This is a genomic window from Spongiibacter thalassae (assembly GCF_012272835.1).
Classification (GTDB): Bacteria; Pseudomonadota; Gammaproteobacteria; order Pseudomonadales; family Spongiibacteraceae; genus Spongiibacter; species Spongiibacter thalassae.
In genome coordinates this window covers 429,361-447,980 of record NZ_JAAWWK010000001.1, presented here as the reverse complement: position 1 = coordinate 447,980, position 18,620 = coordinate 429,361, and the positions used below count along the sequence as shown (strand labels likewise).

Annotated in this window: 14 protein-coding genes; 8 read left to right on the top strand and 6 right to left on the bottom strand. The window is 56.8% G+C overall.

What is annotated here, in order from left to right; genetic code table 11:
- The first annotated feature begins 90 nt into the window (after positions 1 to 90).
- From HCU74_RS01840 to HCU74_RS01830, 3 genes are read left to right on the top strand one after another with little or no spacing between them, the layout of a single operon-like run.
- Complete coding sequence (locus HCU74_RS01840; protein ID WP_168448686.1) at positions 91 to 513, top strand: Zn-ribbon domain-containing OB-fold protein; 423 nt, start codon at positions 91 to 93, stop codon at positions 511 to 513.
- Positions 510 to 1,676, top strand: coding sequence for a thiolase C-terminal domain-containing protein (locus HCU74_RS01835; RefSeq protein ID WP_168448685.1), 1,167 nt, complete (start codon positions 510 to 512; stop codon positions 1,674 to 1,676). The genes HCU74_RS01840 and HCU74_RS01835 overlap by 4 nt, the downstream gene beginning before the upstream one ends.
- A 22-nt stretch (positions 1,677 to 1,698) precedes the next feature.
- The gene (locus tag HCU74_RS01830; protein WP_168448684.1) at positions 1,699 to 2,589 is read left to right on the top strand and encodes a crotonase/enoyl-CoA hydratase family protein; all 891 of its coding nucleotides are present in this window, start codon (positions 1,699 to 1,701) and stop codon (positions 2,587 to 2,589) included.
- Between the two features lie 221 nt (positions 2,590 to 2,810).
- On the opposite strand, the gene HCU74_RS01825 is transcribed toward HCU74_RS01830, so the two are convergent.
- Positions 2,811 to 5,162 (bottom strand): TonB-dependent receptor domain-containing protein, encoded by a 2,352-nt coding sequence (locus HCU74_RS01825; protein ID WP_168448683.1) that lies wholly within the window; start codon positions 5,160 to 5,162, stop codon positions 2,811 to 2,813.
- Between the two features lie 304 nt (positions 5,163 to 5,466).
- On the opposite strand from HCU74_RS01825, the gene HCU74_RS01820 reads away from it, so the two are divergent.
- On the top strand, positions 5,467 to 6,075 hold the full coding sequence (locus tag HCU74_RS01820; protein ID WP_168448682.1) for a TetR/AcrR family transcriptional regulator: 609 nt from the start codon (positions 5,467 to 5,469) through the stop codon (positions 6,073 to 6,075).
- Between the two features lie 28 nt (positions 6,076 to 6,103).
- Here HCU74_RS01820 and HCU74_RS01815 read toward each other — a convergent pair whose 3' ends face one another.
- Positions 6,104 to 8,512 (bottom strand): CaiB/BaiF CoA transferase family protein, encoded by a 2,409-nt coding sequence (locus tag HCU74_RS01815; protein WP_168448681.1) that lies wholly within the window; start codon positions 8,510 to 8,512, stop codon positions 6,104 to 6,106.
- Between the two features lie 587 nt (positions 8,513 to 9,099).
- Here HCU74_RS01815 and HCU74_RS01810 point away from each other — a divergent pair.
- From HCU74_RS01810 to HCU74_RS01795, 4 genes are all read left to right on the top strand, one after another.
- Positions 9,100 to 10,587: a WS/DGAT/MGAT family O-acyltransferase gene (locus HCU74_RS01810; RefSeq protein ID WP_168448680.1), complete on the top strand. Its 1,488-nt coding sequence runs from the start codon at positions 9,100 to 9,102 to the stop codon at positions 10,585 to 10,587.
- Positions 10,588 to 10,661: 74 nt separating this feature from the next.
- Positions 10,662 to 11,438: an SDR family NAD(P)-dependent oxidoreductase gene (locus tag HCU74_RS01805; protein WP_168448679.1), complete on the top strand. Its 777-nt coding sequence runs from the start codon at positions 10,662 to 10,664 to the stop codon at positions 11,436 to 11,438.
- Between the two features lie 67 nt (positions 11,439 to 11,505).
- A complete protein-coding gene (locus HCU74_RS01800; RefSeq protein WP_168448678.1) occupies positions 11,506 to 13,080 on the top strand; it encodes a long-chain-fatty-acid--CoA ligase in 1,575 nt (524 codons plus the stop codon).
- A gap of 230 nt (positions 13,081 to 13,310) precedes the next feature.
- Complete coding sequence (locus tag HCU74_RS01795; RefSeq protein ID WP_246864392.1) at positions 13,311 to 14,339, top strand: AraC family transcriptional regulator; 1,029 nt, start codon at positions 13,311 to 13,313, stop codon at positions 14,337 to 14,339.
- 53 nt (positions 14,340 to 14,392) lie between these two features.
- Here the strand turns inward: HCU74_RS01795 and HCU74_RS01790 are convergent, their stop codons facing one another.
- Genes HCU74_RS01790 through HCU74_RS01775 form a run of 4 tightly spaced genes read right to left on the bottom strand, consistent with a single transcriptional unit; the run spans position 14,393 to position 18,606 of the window.
- On the bottom strand, positions 14,393 to 15,373 hold the full coding sequence (locus tag HCU74_RS01790; RefSeq protein ID WP_168448677.1) for an NAD(P)H-dependent flavin oxidoreductase: 981 nt from the start codon (positions 15,371 to 15,373) through the stop codon (positions 14,393 to 14,395).
- 19 nt (positions 15,374 to 15,392) lie between these two features.
- Positions 15,393 to 16,628 carry an acetyl-CoA C-acetyltransferase gene (locus HCU74_RS01785; RefSeq protein WP_168448676.1) on the bottom strand — a complete coding sequence of 412 codons (1,236 nt, stop codon included), beginning with the start codon at positions 16,626 to 16,628 and terminating at the stop codon, positions 15,393 to 15,395.
- Positions 16,629 to 16,657: 29 nt separating this feature from the next.
- A complete protein-coding gene (locus tag HCU74_RS01780) occupies positions 16,658 to 17,422 on the bottom strand; it encodes a crotonase/enoyl-CoA hydratase family protein (RefSeq protein WP_168448675.1) in 765 nt (254 codons plus the stop codon).
- A 56-nt stretch (positions 17,423 to 17,478) separates the two neighbouring features.
- The gene (locus HCU74_RS01775; protein WP_168448674.1) at positions 17,479 to 18,606 is read right to left on the bottom strand and encodes a CoA transferase; all 1,128 of its coding nucleotides are present in this window, start codon (positions 18,604 to 18,606) and stop codon (positions 17,479 to 17,481) included.
- Positions 18,607 to 18,620 lie beyond the last annotated feature (14 nt).

Below are 18,620 nucleotides of genomic sequence, written 5' to 3'. Positions count from 1 at the left end.
CCATCACATAAATCTAATGACAATAGATTCAACTCTTAGTATCCTTTCTGCAATCCAATACGTCAATAAAATCAGCGACAGGAGCAGCGTATGAAAGGGCTCGGTGCAGACGCACCCTACTGGCAAGCACTACAGCAGGGGCAACTGAAACTTCAGCAATGCAGTGATTGTAGTCAATGGCACTGGCCTGCGGTGTGGCGCTGCGGCGAATGTGGCAGCTGGGAGCAACAATGGCGGGAAGTGACGCCCAGGGGCCGGATTTACAGCTGGACCCGCAGCCACTACGACTTCGGCGCACCCAAGGGACTACCCCTGCCCTACGTCAGCGTTGTCGTTGAACTGGCCGAGGCCGGCAACCTGCGCCTGCTGGGCCACCTTGCCGCAAACAGCGATAAACAACCCGCCATTGGCATGGCTGTCGAGGGCGAGCTGTTTCACTGCGAGGTCGATGGCGAATCCATACCCGCATGGCGCTGGCAACCCGGTAACACCACTACGGAGGCGGCACAATGAGCACACAGAAATTTTGCGGCGGCGTATCTGCCGTCGGTGTCGGCCTGCGTCAATACAAACGCGGTGAAGCACCCATGCCGGAACAGGGCGTACTGGTGCAGGCCATAGTCGATGCCTGCGAAGATGCCGGTATTAATCCAGCCGACGTCGACGGCTTTGTTTCCTACGGCGACGACAAAAATGAGCCTGTGCGGCTGATGTCCGACCTCGGCACCAAAAACCTGTGCATCAACACCCAGGTGTGGGGTGGTGGCGGCGGCGGCATCGCCGCGGCCTTTGGTCTGGCCGCAGCGGCCATTGGCAGCGGCCAGGCACGAACAGTGGTGGTCTTTCGCGCACTGGTACAGGACAACAGCGGCCGAATGTCAGCGGCTGTCATGCGTCACCACCTCAACGATCATATTATTGGCGCAGGCTTGATTGCTCCGGCACAAATCTGCGCCCTGCGCGCCCAGCGCATGTTTGAGTATCACGGCATTTCCAATGCGATTACCGAAGAACTGGTACGCGCGTCCTACTACCATGGATCGCGCAACCCCGAGGCCACCAGCTACGGCAAAGAGCTGGACATCGACGCCTATCGCAATGGCCGCTGGATTGCCGAGCCCTTTCGACTGTTCGACTGCTCCCGGGAAAACGACGGCGCCGGCGCCATTGTGCTGGTGGCCGACGATGTCGCCAAGGATCTGCGTAAGCCACCGGTACGTCTGCTCGGCGTGGCCAACGGCTGCGAAAAAGGCTGGGGCGACCTGCTGGAAAACGACACCCACTACGATTCGGCGGGCTTCCGCCCGGTCGCCAAACGCCTGTGGGAGCAAACCGGCCTGACCCCAAGCGATGTTGACGTCGTCCAGCTCTACGAAAACTTCAGCGCCCAGGGCATCGCCTCGCTGATCGACCACGGCTTTTGCAGCTACGACAATGTCGAGGAATTCGTCCGTTTTGAAAACCTGATTGCTCCCTCCGGCGCACTGCCGGTAAACACCTCCGGCGGCAATTTCGCCCAGGGCTTTATCCACGGCTTTGGTACGGCGGTCGAATCGGTACGGGTACTGCGCGGTGAATCTGCCAACCCCGTTGCCGACGCCAGGGTGTGTTTGCTCGCAGGTGGCCCCGGTGCACCCACTGTCAGCTCAGCGCTGTTTGGCCGAGCCGATCTATAACACTGTAAAGGAGGCAAGCCACATGAGTGAAAACGATACACTGAAATACCGGGTTGACGACGGCATAGCCTTTATCACCATTAACCGGCCCGAAAAGCTCAACGCCTTTACCCCGAAAATGGCCCGGGACTTTATCGGTCTGCTCGACCGTACCGATGCCGACGACGATGTGAAGGCCGTTATCGTCACCGGCGAAGGCCGGGCCTTTTGTGCCGGAGCCGACCTCGAGGGCGGCAGCGACACCTTCGCCGACATCAGCGGCGAAGACGCCGTCGTCAACGAAGATGGCAGCCTGAACTACGCCGCAGAGTCGATTCGGGATATCGGCGGTTTGGTTACGCTGCGAATTTTCCGTAGCCTCAAGCCCATTATCGCGGCGATCAATGGCGCCGCAGTCGGCGTGGGCGTCACCATGACCTTGCCGATGGACATTCGGCTTGGCACCGACAAAACCCGCGCAGGATTTGTGTTCGCCCGCCGCGCCATTGTTCCGGAAGCGGCATCCAGCTACTTCCTTCCCCGCATTGTGGGTATCTCCCGCGCACTTGAGTGGAGCTACAGTGGCCGACTGGTGCCCGCCCGGGAGTTAAAGGAAGGCGGTTTGCTGCGTGAGATCTACGCCGAAGACGAACTTATTCCCGCGGCAGTAGCCATCGCCCGCGAGTTGATCGACAACTGCGCACCGGTGTCCATTGCCCTGATACGACAAATGCTATGGCAGGGCCTCAATATGCAGCACCCGATGGAGGCCCATCGCCTCGACAGTCGCGCTGTCGCCTGGCGGGGACGCAGCAATGACGCCAGGGAAGGTATCGACTCCTTCCTCGAAAAACGTCCGCCACGCTTTACTGACAAGGTTTCAAAAGACATGCCGGATTTCTTTCCCTGGGTGGACGAACCGCCCTACCAGTAAGCCCTGCCGCCCTCCCCTCAGTAGGACAAGCCCCCACTTGGAAATGAATGCCGCGCACCCGCGCGGCAACCCCGCGTACAGAACACGTCACACCAACCCGCCAACACTGCGACGAAATCCAGACAAAAAAAAGCGCGACAGATGACTGTCGCGCAAAGCGGGTCTATGTACTGGGTGCCTGACAGGCGTTTGAGTTTCTGCCTGTCAGACCGTTGCAGCCTTTAGTATTCCCAATTAATCCGCAGTCCGTAGGTAGTGGGCGGCGCCAGATAATCCGAGCGGCCCGCATCGGTATGGAACTGGGAGTAGGTGTAACGGGCATCATTCAGGTTTTTACCGTAAGCCGTTACCCGCAGGTTACTGTCGAAGTGCAGGAAGCTCAGCGACGCATCCACTACGTAGTAATCTTCCTCAAAGGAGATCGGCGAGTTCTGGGCGAGATAGTAGAAACCGTCGTTGTAGTACACGGTTGAATTCAGCTCGAATTCGCCGGCGTCGAAGAACGAGAACGCCTGGTTAAAGCCGAAGCTGCCACTGAATTCAGGGGTACGGGTAACCCGGTTGCCGGTAAAGTCACCGTTACCGTTGTTGTACAGGCCATCGCCTTCGTTGTAACCACTACCATTAACGTAGGAGGTGTATTCAGAATCCAGGTAGGAGCCGCTCAAAGCCAGTACCAGACCGGGGTTGGACATCGGCATGGGCACCCACTGCACATCAAAGTCGAGGCCCTGAATTTTCGCGCCACCGGCGTTTTCCAGGGACACCGCACCACCACTCAACAACGAGATAAACTGTACTTGCAGCTCGTCAATTTCATTTTCAAAAATAGCCGCATTAAAGGTCAGTGCGTTGTCAAACCACTGGGATTTCAAGCCCAGCTCCATGGTGGTTACCACTTCGGGTTCAACATACTCGGGCTGGTCATAAACGTTAACAGTATTGAAAGTACCGCTCTTGTACCCCTGGGTATAGGTCGCATACACCAACATATCTTCCACCGGATTAATACCAAGGGTCACCTTCGGTGAGAAGTTATTATCCAACTGCCGCGGACGATCAAATTGCTGGATTTCAGTAATCGAGCCGTCATTATTGGCGGTGTTAATGCTGGATTCCACCACACGGCGGTCTTCTTCCTGATAGCGGCCACCCAACGTCAGGTGAACCCAATCGGCAAAGTGGAGGGTGGTCTGGGCGAAGTACGCGGTCGAGTCGGTGCTTAGTTTTGACACCAAAGCCAGTGAGCCACCGTCCGGCAGCGCCCCCAACAAGGGGTTGCTCTGGGCGAAATCAACCGCTGCAGGCGGCAGAGGCACACCGAGGAAGGAACCATCGCTGAAGTCCAACCCCAACGCCGACAGGCGGTTAAGGGGGAAGCCAGACAACTGATTGATATGATAAGCACCCACAATCCACTCTAGCCAGTGTGGTGAACTTTCATTGGAGAGAAACTGGATTTCCTGGGTTTTAACGTCAGCGAACTGGCCTTTGGCGTCAAAGGTAATAAACGGCGTATCAGAACCATCAAAGTCGTATACGTTATCAGTCACGATATCCTGCTTACTGGCCAGCACTTTGACATCAAACCAGTCGGTGCGCCACTCGATTTCACCGTAAAGCACTTCGTTATCCAACGCGAAATAGCTCGGCACATCCACATCAACATGGTGGTCACGCTCTTCCGCTTCAATACCCTGAGCCCGGGACAGTGCACTGGGTGCAACGTTAGGCATGGCGGTTGAACTCACCCCGTACTGATCGAATTTGATGTAGGCCGCATTGAAATCGATGTTATCGGTCGGCGAGATACGCAGTTTGTAACGCACGCCCTCGGCTTCTTCGTCGGGAAAGGGCTCGCTGCCACCGGCGCCGTCGCCACGGGTACCGTCATAGTAGTTTTCTGATTCGCTACGAGTGTAGGACACGCTGGCCGCAAGCCAGTCGGCAATCGGGTAGCTGCCGTACAAGCGTACGCTGTTGTCGTCAAAACGCGGGGCGCTGACGACCTGTACCGATGCCTCAGGCTCTACACCGGGCTTCTTGGTAATTATATTGATGGCACCACCGGTGGAGTTCCGACCAAACAGGGTACCCTGTGGGCCCTTCAATACCTCGATGCGTTCAACCGCACCAAACGCCTGAGATTGACCGTTAGCAAAGGGGTAGTAAATGCCGTCGATATACGTTGCCACACTTGGGTCAGAGTCTGGCAGGAAGGCATCACTACCCACCCCGCGAATATAGATTACCGCGAAGTTAACCGTCTGCCCGTAGTACATACCCGGAGTAAACTGAGCCAGATCCTTCGGGTCATCAATACCCATGGCGTCGAGCTTTTGCTCACTAAATGCAGACAGTGCAATAGGCACGTCCTGGGCATCTTCCTGTCGCTTCTGCGCGACAACAATCACTTCTTCAAGCAAACGGTTTGCGGGACGCTTCTTTTCTTCGCCCGCATCCTGGGCAATCGCGCTGCCGGCGCCAAAAATCGCCGCGCCCACAGCTAGCACCAAAGCATTGACGGTAAAACCGGGAGTCATCTGCCGACGGGGGGAATTAAATATATTCACGCTTAGCCATCCCTTTTATTAAAGTTATGAACACATCGGCTGTCGTACCACTTGGACTGGACAATTATCCGCGACAAGCCGATGCAAATCTTTCACAATTAAACCTTACTGATACAGGATTCTAAATTCGTACCAAGCGCGGGTCAACTAAATCTATCGTCATTCGATAAAATAATTTAACGATATTAGATTTAGTTCTAAAATTGCCATAGAATCCAGCAACATGCTCTATTATCCCCGTCGCATTGGCACGGCTTTTGACTACGCGCCATTCACTTAATAATGCTTATTGGATCAATGTGTTATGCCAGCTTCCACAAAGCGAGCACGCCTCGACTCAAGAGAAAACATTATTGAAAAAATAATGGCCTATATCCGCGACCACGATATAGAAAAGTGCAGCATGGACGATTTCGCCTCAGCGGCGGGTATCAGCCGAATCAGCCTGTATCGCCTGTTTGGCAACCGCAATGCCCTCATCGACGCCCTGGTCAGCCACCGATCAAAACAATTCAATACACTGATGGCAACCCGCTTGCGCGACTATCACAATATCGACGATGCTCTTGTTTATTATTGCACCGCCGCCGCAAAACTCGCTGCCAAAGACGGCACCATCGCCTATTTTATTGAAAGTCAGTATGTGTACCGCGCAGTTTTCGGTGACACGATGTCATCAATACGGGGTCATATAGAGCGCGCCTGGCTACCTGTTATTGAAGACCATTTCGATATGGATTCCAGCTGTTTCCGAAAAAACAGCGCCGAAATTACCGAGTGGATAGTGATCAATCAGGCCACCCTCGCCCGGCTCTATATCGACTCCGGTTGCTCCCTCGACAAGCTCAAGCAACTTGTCGAGGACTTTATTCTTCCCGGGCTGCGCAGCAAGCTGGGGTTGCCGGTCGACTGATTCAGTCAGCCCGACCCGGCCCTGCCACTCAATCAGCGGCTTCCAGAACACCCTCGGCAATATACTGCTCAATCTGCTGAACCGACAAACCCAGCACCGACTCAGCCAGCAAACGCGTGTCGCGCCCCTGTAGCGGTGCCGGCCGCAATTTCGGGTCGGGTAACTCACTGATGCCCGCAGGGCTGTTTTCGGTGAGTAACTCCCCCAGACCCGGCTGTTCAAAGGTGCGGAAAAAGTGCCTGGCCAATAGTTGAGGATGCTGTGGCAACTCGACTAGACGCAGCATTTTACCCGCCGGCACCCCCGCCTGTTGACACTGTTCTACCACCGCCTCGACTTCCCGCGCACGGGTCCATTTGGCAAGGCGCTCGTGGAGGGCCTCGCGACACGCGACACGCTCCTCTGCACTTGCCAGGTTTGCATCACCGAGCCAATCGCTATAACCGGTTGCTTCACACAGTGCTCGCCAGTGTTGCTCATTGCGTACATCGATAACACACCACTGGTCATCACCGGCACAGGGGAAGACCCCGGACGGTGCATGAAAGACATCGACATTCCCCGTCGCTTGCAGGCTACCCGGCTTCAGCGACTCCCGCAGGAAGGGGGCTGCCATGCAATTGAGAATCGCCTCTGCCTGCGACAGGACCACCTTCGCCCCCCGCCCCTCTGTCTCTCTGCGCCACAGCGCCGACACCACGGCAATTGCGGCCAACCTACCCGCGAGGTGGTCGGGAAAAATAGTGGTGCTGTCGCTATAGCTGTCCGCGAGTTCAGGGTAGCGCCACAGTCCGGTCAGCCCCGACGACGCCCTGACCAGTGGGCCGTAACCCATGCTTTTTGCCAGCGGACCAGTGTTACCAAGAGCACTGCTTTCCACCAATATGATTCGCGGATTCAATTCGCACAGGCGCTCGTAGCCAATGCCCAGAGATTCCATGGTGCCCGGCTTGAAATTAGTCAGCACAATATCGGACTTCGCCACCAGTTGTTCAAATAACTTGAGCCCCTGCTCGTGGCGCAAATTTAAACCCAGCGATAGCTTGTTGCGACTGCCCTGGGCAAAGGACTCGCTGATGGGACTGCCGTCGGTGGTTTGCCGCAAGCCGTCGGGAAAAGCGGAATTTTCCACCTTGATCAATTCTGCGCCGTGATCGGCAAACATTCTGCCCAACTCAGCACCGGCCACAATGACCCCAAGATCCAGCACCCGCAGCCCCTCAAAGGGGCGTTTGCGCGCTGGTGTCGGCCCCGCCTGCGCTGTGCGCTGTTCGGTGATCAGCGCTTCCAACTCAGGCTGGTGCTCGCCTGCCTCGGGGGCGGTAAACCTCGGCCCCAGCCGCAGCCCGTCCACTTCGAAAAAGCCCGACGCAAGGCGTCCGACGGCATTATCCAGAGGATAGTCAACGAAAGCCTTTCGCGCCTTAAAGTGTGAGTTAGCCAACACTTGCTGTGGTGTAGACACCGCGGCAATCGGCACTCCCCGGCGCTGCCCTTCGCTGACCAGTTCCTCAGCGGTAAATTTGCTGAACAACTCGGATATCAGCGCATTGATGTCACGTATTACCGCGAAACGTTCAGCCAGGCGGCCATATTTCGGATCGCGGAAGGGGTGATCTGCACCCAGCCAGTCAGACATGCCCTGCCACTGACGAGGGTTCAGTACGCAGATTCGTACATGACCATCGGCACAGGGAAATATCGGGTACAGCTTGCCTACCGGCGGGCGCCCCAGGGTCGCCATTTTCGTGGCACTCTTGCCCCCGGCGGCACTACCGGTAACTCCCAGACCGGGATCAAGTATTTGCGCGGTGGCCTCCAGCAGGGAGAAATCCAGCAGATTGCCGCTGCCCGTACCCTGACGCTGCCACAGTGCCAGCATAATCGCCCAGCAGGCCTGCACCGAGGCCGCTACATCGGCGAGGTTACCCGGTGGCAGCAGTGGGTCGTGCCCCTTGATTCCGGAACGCGCCAATACGCCCCCTTCCGCCATCAATACGGCATTGGTCGCCTGCCAGTCACACCACGGACCGGTCAGACCAAAATCGGTGATCGCCACTACGATTACCGAAGGGTAGTCCTGACGTAGCTCGGCGGGTTTCAGCCCGGAAGCAATACTCTCTCTGCCCAGAATGACCACGTCACAGTTCGCGATCAGGGCCTTGCAAGTCGCGATACCCTCATCGGCTGACAAGTCCAGGCACAGGCTTTTTTTGTTGCAGTTTTCCACCTCGAACTGACAGCTCCGGCCCTGAACGATTGGCGCAGCCCGCCGGCCTGCACGACCCTCGGGGGGTTCCACCAACAGCACATCCGCGCCCATATCAGCCAGCAGACGACCGGCATAGCCGCGACCGTCATCTGATACATCGACGACCCGCAGTGATCCCAGTGGCAGTTCATCTATCCGCGACCAATCAAAGTCCAAGCTATTCATTCTTCATCCTCATCGGCCGACACCTAGCCTTTACATAAATCTACTACAATTAGTTTTAATTGTCACACGAACCTTTAGCTTTCTGCCAACACCGAAGGTGACGACCGAGGATCGCACCAGCCATCCAGCCGTCATCGCGACTCATTACTGACGAGTCGTTATTTATTTGCCACCACAAACATCGCCACATTGTTCATGCCGGTCAATCAATACACATTTTTGTGCATTGCGCGGCGGGATACACTGTCACAACGAGCGCGAAAAATCACCCCAAAACACCTCGGCGATAAACAGGGCTAATACGGCAAAATAAGCAGAGCTGATGCGGCCCCGGCTTTTGATTTTTGTTTGCGTAATTCCCGCGAATCTTTGCCGCATAACGCCCTAAAGCATTGAACTGGGCAAGCCAGATCAAGCAAACTAAATACTCTGCCGGAGCATTAATAACCGCACTACAAGTACACAGAGAAAACATTCAATGTGTAATCTTGCGATCAATGCGTAGCTAAAAAATAACAGGTCGTCACTATTTGGCAGTGGCAGGTTTTACTCAGGTTGTGCACGTCAATTTAAAAAGGATATTTGATATGAAGCAGTTGTCGCAGTTTGATTCCATATTCATCTATAACGAGAGTACTGACACTCCACTCCATATCAGCCCCATCCTCATATATGACCCCAGCTCAGCCCCCGACGGGGTAGTGCGCTTCAAGGACATCCTCGCCAAGTTCAACGAGCGCATTCACAAGTCGCCGGTATTTCGCCGTAAATTGGTACGAGTCCCGTTTAATCTGGACAGCCCTTATTGGGTGGAAGACAAAAACTTTGACCTTGAATTTCACGTGCGCCACCTCGCATTGCCTCACCCCGGCGACTGGCGCCAGTTCTGTATTTTGCTCGCGCGACTGCACAGTCGACCGATCGACCTCAATCGTCCGCCCTGGGAGGCGTACATTATTGAAGGTCTCGACAATATCAACGGAATGCCTTCCGGTTGCTTTGCCATGTACCTGAAGATTCACCACAGCGCCATTGACGGCGCCACCGGCAATCAGATCATCGAAGCCCTGCACGACCTCAGCCCCGAGGGGACCGTTATAACCGAGGCCGACAACTGGCAGGGAGAAGACGACCCCAGCCAATTTGCCCTGTTGAAAAACGCCTATTTCAACATGTTCAAATCCCCCAAAAAGCTGGCTCGCGTGGTCAATCACGCGGTGAAGTCTCGCCGCCAGGCCAAACAGGGCTTTGACGGCAAGTCCTTTGTTAATCACAGCGTGACCGAACGCACGCGGTTTAACAACGAAGTCACCCCCCACCGGGTCTTCGGCGGCCTGCGCATGGATCTCAACGACCTGAAACACATCAAAAACACCGTGGGTGACTGCACACTGAACGATGTCATTCTGTCTATCGTTGGCGGAGCCATGCGCCGCTACCTCGACGCCAAAGGCGAACTGCCCACCCAGTCGCTGGTTGCCGGAGTGCCAATCAACACTCGCAGCGAAGCCAACACCAATGCCGACGGCGGCAATGAGGTGGCGGGAATGCGACTGTTCCTGCGTACCGATATCACCGACCCGATTGAACGACTAAAGCTGATCCACGCCGACGCAGTAGCGAGCAAGGCCTACGCCAACGCCATTGGCGTCGAGCGGATGTCCGCCGTGGTTAACTCGATACCCTCTGGCCTGGCATCACTGGGAATGCGGGTGGTCGCCGCCACCGGCCTGAGCACCAAAGCGCCGGTGTTCCACACCATTATTACCAACGTCCCCGGCCCTTCTTTCCCGATGTATATGTGCGGCGCCAAAGCCGGTTTGTGGCTGGGTGCCGGCGCACCCATGCACGGAGCGGGACTATTCCATACCGTAAACAGCTACCACGGCAGCGTGATGCTAACGTTCCTCTGCTGTCGCGAAATGCTGCCCGACCCCGACTTTTATCACCAGTGCATCAACAGCTCCTTCCGCGAGCTGCTGGAGGCCACCACACCCAAGACCAGCAAGGCACCTCAAAAAGCCGCACGAACCGCCCCGGCGAAGAAGCCTCCGGCTAAAAAAGCCAAGGCCTGAGCACAGATAACCACGAGGGCGGATCGCCGCCCTCGCCGATCAGAATTCAGAAGCAACACAGAAAGGAACCCCTTATGACCATTGACCACTTTCAACTCAGCGACAAAGTTTGCCTGGTGACCGGTGCCTCCAGCGGACTCGGCGTCCACTTCGCCAATGTTCTGGCCGACGAGGGTGCCATTGTCGTACTCGCGGCACGCCGGGCCGACAAGCTGAGCGCTGTCGTCGAAAGCATCCGCGACAAGGGCGGTCGCGCCTCAGCAGTCACCATGGACGTTTCCAGCCCCGACAGCGTCAGCGCCGCCTTTGCTGCCATCAAAGAGGAACACGCTTGCCTCGACGTGCTGATTAACAACGCCGGGGTGGCCGACGACCCCAAATCCTTTCTCGACACCAATGAAGAGGACTGGAACTGGGTTGTAGAAACCAACCTGAACGGCGCATGGCGGGTAGCCAAAGCGGCGACAGAGTTGATGGTCGAAGGCGGCCGCGACGGTTCCATTGTCAACATCGGCTCCATTTATGGCCTGCACACCGGGGTGATGAAGGTGGCCTATAACGTGTCTAAGGCCGGTGTTGTCCAATTAACCAAGTCGATGGCCATGGAGCTGTGCCGCAAGAATATTCGCGTTAACGCACTGTGCCCCGGCTGGTTCCTCACCGATATTAACAGCGACTATTTCGCCTCCGAGTCCGGGCAACGCTATGTGCGCGGTATCCCCGCACGGCGATTGGGACAAATGGAGGACCTGACCGCCCCGCTGCTGCTTCTGGCCAGCTCCCATGCGGGTAGCTATATGAACGGCACGTGCATCACGGTAGACGGCGGCATGGTGGAATCTCCCATCTAAACTGGCCCCCGAAGCGGCGACACCAGCCGCTTAGCTTACCCACGACTCACAACCACTGGATGGAATCATGGACACGCCACTGACTGCACGTACCTTCAGCGAACTGATCGACCACCACGCGACGCGCCGGCCCGATCATATCGCCACCCACTTCAATGAGCGGCAATTGAGCTATTCCGGGCTGCAACAGCAACGCGACAGCGTCGCCACGGCCCTCCAGGGGACGGGTATTGGCCCCGGGGACAGGGTCGGCATATTGGCCAAAAACTCGGATCGCTATATCGAGCTGCTGCTGGGAGTGACTCATGTCGGCGCAGTGGTGGTGGGCCTGAACTGGCGGCTCAGCGCCAAGGAACTCAGTTACATCAGCAATGACAGCGATATGCGCTGCCTGTTTATTGACAGTGGTTTTGCCGACGTTGCCGAACAGCTTATCGACAGCTCCCCGTCACTGACACAGGTTGTGGTCATCGACGGCAGCACTCCAAACTGGCCTAATCTGGATGGCTGGTTAGGCGATACGCCGCCAGGCAACAGCGCAACAACGCCCGCTACCGCCGATTCCCCCGCCTTGCAGCTCTACACCAGCGGGACCACCGGCAACCCCAAAGGGGTGGTGTTACCCCACCGGGCCTTTTTTGATCCCTGGGTCTACGACGAAGTGGCCAACATGGCCTGGAACCGAATAGCTCCCGAGGACAAGGTTCTGCTCGCTATGCCCTTTTTCCATGTAGGCGGTATTGGCCTTGCGTTTATGGCCCTACGTGCCGGAGCATGCAGCGTGATAGTGCCCGAATTCTCACCCGCCGCATTTATTGATCTGGTGCCCGCCCATAAAATTACGCGAACCTTTCTGGTACCCGCCGCCCTGCGCGCCGTACTGCTGGACAGCCGTGCGGCAAACGCCGACTGGTCGTCCCTCTCACATGTGATCTACGGCGCTGCGCCCATGCCCGAGGCCCTTCTGCTCGAGGCGCTGACCCTGCTGAAATGCAAATTTGTGCAAAACTACGGCATGACCGAATTGTGCGGCACCGTGGTGCATTTGCCCCCCGAGGATCACCAGCCCGGCAGTCCGCGTTTGCGCGCAGCGGGCCTGCCCACTCCTACCACCGAGCTTCGTATTATCGACCAGACCGGCAACGATGTGGCCACCGGTGAAGTAGGGGAAATTATTATCCGCAGCCCCGCCACCATGCTCGAATACTGGCGCAATCCTGCTGCCACTGCCGAAACACTGATCGACGGCTTTATTCATACCGGCGATGCCGGCTATCTCGACGAAGACGGCTATCTGTATATCTTCGACCGCATGAAAGACATGATTATCAGCGGCGGTGAAAACATCTATCCGATTGAAGTGGAAAATGCCGTGTTCAACCACCCGGCGGTAAGCGATGCCGCGGTGATCGGCATTCCCGACGACCACTGGGGCGAATTGGTTACCGCCGTGGTGGTACTCAAAGAAGGTAGCGCCGTTACCGAAGCCGAGCTTATCAGCCACACAAAAGACCAGATCGCCTCGTATAAATGCCCCAAGCGGGTCATATTCACCGACGAGCTCCCTCGAAATGCCTCCGGTAAAATTCTCAAGCGGGAACTACGCCAACCCTTCTGGGCTGGGCGTGAACGCAGTATCTGATCCCTTCAATCGTAGCTGACCCCATTGATCCCCCGCCGCCGATAATGGTGTCGGGGGACAGCCAGGCATACAAAGCCGGCCCGCTCTGCATTAAACTAGGCGCACTCATAACAATGCCTGCGCACCACGGCTGTCGTTTCGCGGCCCTTTCAGCCCACCGGAACATGGGCATCTTCGGCGCGCCATTGACCTAAAATCTGTTACATCACCACCTGGAGGGCCAAACACGCATGAGCAGCATCGGTACAATGCGCAATATTTCGCTTTCCAACTACTTTGCGCGGGCGGTGTTGGAGAACGTCGAAAAAGCCGGTATTAGCAGGGAAAGTCTGTTAAGCAGCGCGGGTATCGCACCCGACCTCCTGGCCCAGCCCGACGCGCGCATACCCGCTGTGCAATTTGGCCGCTTGCAAACCAAAACCATCTTGGCGATGCGCGACGAATTCGTCGGCTACGGCCCCCAGGCCTATCTCCCCGGCACCTGGACCAATATGTGCCATTCGGTGATCCACTGCACTTCACTAGGCCATGCGCTCGCGCGCTACTGCCGCTTTTTCCAGATGTTTGAATGGGGTTTTCAAAGCGAGTTAATCATAGACGGTGAGTTCGCGCACTTGCGCGTCAAGGCGGGCAACGGAGTTGAGGATTACGGCATCTATGGCTGGGAGATGATACTGTTCAATGCCCACCGCTTTGCCAGTTGGCTGATTCGCCAGCACCTTCCCCTGCAGGCGGTAAATCTCTCCTACGATGCCCCTGCCCATGTCGCGGAATATCGGCATTTGTTTCTGGGGCAGCCGATTTTTTTCAATAAACCCCACACTGAACTGGTGTTTCATCGCAGTCTGGCGGAACTGCCCCTGTCGCAAAACGAAACCTCCCTACGGCGGTTTCTCAAGCACCCTAACCTGGTATTTCTGGTTCAGCAATACCCACAAAAAAGCTGGTCAACGGAGGTGCGATTGATCATCAACAAGCAACTCACCAGTACTCCGGGAATTGAAGACATTGCCCAGACCCTGGGGTTGCACCCGCAAACCCTGCGCCGTCGCCTGGCTCATGAGGGCACCACCTTCAACGACATCAAAACCCAATGCCGTCGCGACACAGCGCTTTACTTCCTCGGCAAGTCCAGCTTTACCATTGAGCAGATCGCACTGCGCACCGGGTTTTCCGAAACGAGCGCTTTCACCCGGGCCTTTAAAACCTGGACCGGCGTACCACCACAAAGCTACCGCCAGCAGCTTGCGGAAAACTGACAGACGAAAAAAAGCCCGTGACACATACATGTCACGGGCAAAGCTACCGCTTTTTACTCGGCAAAGGAGGTTAACAGCCTCTCGGCAATAATTTCCTTCGCCTCAGTAACCATGCGTTGAAGAAGCTCTTCACAGCTGGGAATATCGTGGATCAAGCCGATTACCATTCCCGCTGTCCAGATACCGTCATCGGTATCGCCCCCTTCAAGCACTTTTTCACGACCCCGCACACCCGCTACCAGCGGTTGCAGGTCGGCAAAATCGGTGTCGCCATCCTTGCCCTCGATTTCCAGCACCTGCTCCGCAATGGCATTGCGGAATACCCGTGCGGTGTTATTCAGGGTGCGGAAGATCAATGCCGTCTGGCGCTCGTCGGCATCCACCATTGCCTGCTTTACGCGATCATGTACCGGCGCTTCCCTGGTGGCCACAAAGCGCGTTCCCATATTGATGCCTTCGGCACCGAGGGCAAAGGCCGCCACCATGCCCTGGGCATCGCCGATACCGCCAGAGGCGATCATCGGAATGCTCAGTTTGGCTTTGGCCGCAGGCAGCAGAATCATATTGGTGACATCGTCTTCGCCTGGGTGACCGGCGCATTCGAAGCCATCAACACTGACGGCGTCGCAGCCGACCTTTTCTGCCTTAACCGCGTGGCGCACCGAGGTACACTTGTGAATCACCCGCACCCCGTTGGCCTTGAACATCGGCATAAAGGGCTCGGGACTGCGCCCGGCGGTTTCCACCACCTTCACGCCACCGCGAATAGCGGCCTCGACATATTCCTCGTAAGGCACCGGGTTAATCGTTGGCAGAATGGTAAGGTTGACCCCGAAAGGCTGATCGGTCATTTCCTGGCAACGCAGAATCTCCTTGTAGAGATCCTCCGGTGTTGGCTGAGTCAGCGCGGTGAGAATACCCAGTCCACCGGCGTTCGAAACCGCCGAGGCCAGCTCTGCGCGACCCACCCATTGCATACCGCCCTGAATAATCGGGTAGCGTATGCCGAGCATTTCCGTAATTCGCGTTTGCATCTGCACTGTCCCTTGTCGGTTATATGCGCTCGATAATAATCGCAGGGGCCATACCGCCCGCCGCACACATGGTCACCAAACCGCGCTTGAGGTTGCGACGCTCCAGTTCATCCAGCACGGTGCCGATCAGGATAGAGCCGGTTGCGCCAATCGGATGACCCAAAGCCATTGCACCACCGTTTACATTCACCTTGTCGCGGTCGAGGTTCAGATCGCGGATGAATTTCTCGGCAACTACAGCGAAGGCTTCGTTGATTTCAAACAGGTCGATATCGTCGATGGTCAGGCCTGCTTTTTCCAATACCTTTTTCGCTGCTGGCACGGGGGCATTCAGCATCAGCGTGGGCGAGTCGCCCATATTGGCCATTGCCACAATACGCGCGCGGGGCTTGAGGCCGTTCTTTTTCGCGTACTCGGGAGAAGTCAGCAGCAGTGCCGCGGCACCGTCTACCACACCTGAAGAGTTACCACCGTGGTGGACATGGTTGATTTTCAGATCGGGGTAGGCTTTTTGTACCAGACCGGCGTAAGTCGTGCCATGCTCATCCAGCGGGTGGTAGGCCAGTTGCTCAAAGGCCGGCTTCAGCTGCGAGAGCCCTTCCAAAGTAGTGCCCGGACGGGGAAACTCTTCCTTGTCCAGAGCCAGTGTGCCGTCTTCGTGATACACCGGAATCAGGCTTTTGTCGAAGTAGCCGTTGGCGATGGCATTGGCTGCGCGCTCCTGACTGGTCACTGCCAGTTTGTCCAGGTCTTCGCGGCTGATGCCTTCCAGAGTGGCAATCGCGTCACCACACACACCCTGATGGGGCTGGGGGTGGGCGTCGCGCAGACGGAGGTTGCCAGCATCCAAAAACATTGCGGGATCGTTACCTGCAGTGCCGTAGTTGGACATCATCTCAGTACCACCGGCGATCACCACATCTTCCATTCCAGACATGATGCTGGCGGCCGCGATATTGACCGCAGTGATGCCTGAACCACAGAAACGGTCCAGTGTGACTGCGCTGCTGCGCACATCGTAGCCGGCATCCAGCGCCGCCATACGACCCAGGTCGCCGCCCTGCTGGCCACGCTGGGAGCTGGTGCCCCACACGATATCATCGACATCGGCAGTGTTGAGGTTGTTGCGCTCGGCAATCGCCTTCAGTACCGCCGCGCCCAGTTGCTGGGGGTGAATACCGGCCAGAGAACCCTTGCCTACTTTGCCGATACCGCGGGGAGTGCGGCAGGCGTCGATAATCCATGCTTCAGTCATAATCTTTACTCTCGTGTTAGGTTAAAAAATTACTTGCCCTGCCAGTTCGGCGCACGTTTTTCAGCGAAGGCGGTTGCCCCCTCAATGGCGTCCTGGCTGGCCAAAACCGGGTTGGCAATTCGTGATTGATTGGCGTACATATTGTCGTTGGTCCAATCCTGGGACTCGTGAATAATCTGCTTGCTGGCGATCACCGCCAGTGGGCCGTTGGCTGCAATTTTTGCCGCCAGTGCCTTGGCCTCCGCCAGAGTAGCACCGGGCTCAACAACGCGGTTGACCAGACCCAGCTCATAGGCCCGGGCGGCATCGATAAAGTCGCCGGTCAACGCCAGCTCCATTGCCACCCGCGGGGCAATCTGCCGTGGCAGACGCATCAAACCACCGGCGCCGGCGACCAGACCGCGCTTGGCCTCGGGAATACCGAATTTCGAGTTATCGGCGACAACCACCAAATCACAGGCAATGGCAATTTCACAGCCGCCGGCCAGGGCGTAGCCCTCAACCGCCGCGATCAATGGTTTCTTTGGCAGCGCCTCAACCAAACCGGCAAAGCCACGGCCCTTGATACCCGGTAACTCTCCGGTCACAAAAGCTTTCAGATCCATGCCCGAACAGAACGTATTGTCGGCGCCGGTAAGAATCGCCGCGCGAATCTCATCGTTGCTGTCCAGCTCGTCCATCGCCGCAGCAATGCCCTCGGCCACTGCACGGTTTACCGAGTTCTTGGCTTTGGGGCGATTGATGGTCACCACCATCACGCCATCTTCTACTTCTACCAACACTTCATCAGACATGGTTTTCTCCTTTTTTATTAGGACGTTAAACAGCGACACTCAACTGCGAAAATCGCTTATACCAGTACGCCGAGCTCTCGAAGCTCTGCAATTTTTTCTTCAGAGTAGCCGGAATCCCTCAGCACCTGTTCGCTGTCGCTGCCCGCTGCGCGGGGCGCTTTCGGCACGGCACTGGGAGTACGGCTGAAACGCGGCGCCGGTGCAGGCTGCAACACGCCCTCGAGTTCAAGGAAGGTCTTGCGCTCCACATTGTGCGGGTGCAACGGTGCTTCAAGCATCGACAATACCGGCGCAAAGCATACGTCAGTGCCCTCGAGCAGCTCACACCACTCATCGCGGCTGCGCTGCTTGAATACTTCGGTAAGCAGCTCGGATTTTTTCTCCCACGATGCGCTGTCATTCTGATTGCCAAAGGTGTCCTGATCGAGGCCCACCAGGTCGAGGAACAGTGCATAAAACTGCGGTTCAATGGGGCCTATGGAGACGTATTTGCCATCGGCGGTTTCGTAGGTGTCATAAAAATGGGCCGCACCGTCGAGCAGGTTCACACCGCGCTCGTCCTGCCATGTACCTTCAGCGAGGAAGGTATACATCAGGTGCATCAGATTGGCCGCGCCTTCGACCATTGAAACATCGACGACCTGCCCCTGCCCGGAGTTCTTCGCCTCGTAAATCGCAGCCAGAATGCCCATCACAAGGAACATGCTGCCGCCGCCGAAATCTCCCACCAGATTCAGTGGTGGCACCGGTTTTTCTCCCTTGCGGCCCATGCCGTGCAAGGCGCCGGAAAGCGCAATATAGTTAATATCGTGACCCGCTGCCGAAGCCAGCGGGCCGGTTTGCCCCCAACCGGTCATGCGGCCATAAACCAGCTTCGGATTACGCGCAGAACACACCTCTGGCCCAAAACCCAGACGCTCGGCGACACCGGGGCGGAAGCCCTCGATCAACACGTCGGCGGTATCACAAAGTGATAGCAACGTTTCAACACCCTCAGTGGACTTGAGGTTCAATGCTACGGATTTCTTGCCACGTTCACTGATTCTTTCTGCTCGCGAGGCGTCACTGGACTTCCGGGTGATCGAAATCACTTCCGCGCCCATATCCGCCAGTAACATGCCGCAGAACGGCGCCGGGCCGAGGCCCTCAATTTCAATAACCCGCAAACCTTTTAATGGTCCCACACTTACCTCCTGTT

Bases quoted from the DNA above. Each gene is read 5' to 3' on its own strand.
- HCU74_RS01840 (WP_168448686.1), top strand. From the start codon at position 91: ATGAAAGGGCTCGGTGCAGACGCACCCTACTGGCAAGCACTACAGCAG.
- HCU74_RS01835 (WP_168448685.1), top strand. From the start codon at position 510: ATGAGCACACAGAAATTTTGCGGCGGCGTATCTGCCGTCGGTGTCGGC.
- HCU74_RS01830 (WP_168448684.1), top strand. From the start codon at position 1,699: ATGAGTGAAAACGATACACTGAAATACCGGGTTGACGACGGCATAGCC.
- HCU74_RS01820 (WP_168448682.1), top strand. From the start codon at position 5,467: ATGCCAGCTTCCACAAAGCGAGCACGCCTCGACTCAAGAGAAAACATT.
- HCU74_RS01815 (WP_168448681.1), bottom strand. From the start codon at position 8,512: ATGAATAGCTTGGACTTTGATTGGTCGCGGATAGATGAACTGCCACTG.
- HCU74_RS01810 (WP_168448680.1), top strand. From the start codon at position 9,100: ATGAAGCAGTTGTCGCAGTTTGATTCCATATTCATCTATAACGAGAGT.
- HCU74_RS01805 (WP_168448679.1), top strand. From the start codon at position 10,662: ATGACCATTGACCACTTTCAACTCAGCGACAAAGTTTGCCTGGTGACC.
- HCU74_RS01800 (WP_168448678.1), top strand. From the start codon at position 11,506: ATGGACACGCCACTGACTGCACGTACCTTCAGCGAACTGATCGACCAC.
- HCU74_RS01795 (WP_246864392.1), top strand. From the start codon at position 13,311: ATGAGCAGCATCGGTACAATGCGCAATATTTCGCTTTCCAACTACTTT.
- HCU74_RS01790 (WP_168448677.1), bottom strand. From the start codon at position 15,373: ATGCAAACGCGAATTACGGAAATGCTCGGCATACGCTACCCGATTATT.
- HCU74_RS01785 (WP_168448676.1), bottom strand. From the start codon at position 16,628: ATGACTGAAGCATGGATTATCGACGCCTGCCGCACTCCCCGCGGTATC.
- HCU74_RS01780 (WP_168448675.1), bottom strand. From the start codon at position 17,422: ATGTCTGATGAAGTGTTGGTAGAAGTAGAAGATGGCGTGATGGTGGTG.